At 65.3% G+C, this 499-nt stretch carries 1 pseudogene; it reads left to right on the top strand.

The annotated features are described in order from the left end of the window. A pseudogene (locus tag LPA41_RS40895) lies at positions 1–475 on the top strand (IS701 family transposase); the annotation flags it as partial. Between the last annotated feature and the right edge of the window lie 24 nt (positions 476–499).

The raw sequence follows: 499 nt of genomic DNA, 5'->3' as shown, positions 1-499 counted from the left end.
CCCCGACGACGACGGCCGGCACAGTCTGCTGATCCGTCGCAACAACACCACCGGTGAGCTGGCCTTCTATCGCTGCTGGGCACCAGAGCCGACCGCCCTTGCCCAGTTCGTGCGGGTAGCGGGGGTTCGTTGGATCGTGGAGGAATCATTCCAGGCCGGAAAGGGTCAGGTCGGTCTTGACCAGCACCAAGTCCGCCGCTGGACGTCCTGGCACCGGTTCACCACCCTCGCCCTGGCCGCTCTCGCCGTCCTCGCACTCTGCGCCGCCGACGCCCGAACCCCAGACCGCCACGCTCGGCCCGACATGATCGAGCTGACCGTCAACGAGATCCGCCGTCTGATCAACGTCCTGCTGATCAAGCACAGCCGCAGCATCGCCTACTCTTTGCGCTGGTCGAACTGGCGACGCCGCCATCAAGCACGAGCCAGACAAGCCCACTACGCCCGCCGTCTCAACCTCGAACTCCAGCCATGATCACGAATGCGGCTGCCGTACTAG

It is taken from the genome of Actinoplanes sp. DH11, assembly GCF_020873875.1.
Lineage (GTDB): Bacteria > Actinomycetota > Actinomycetes > Mycobacteriales > Micromonosporaceae > Actinoplanes.
Note: the sequence above shows the minus strand (reverse complement) of the source record. Positions and strands in the feature narration are given on the sequence as shown.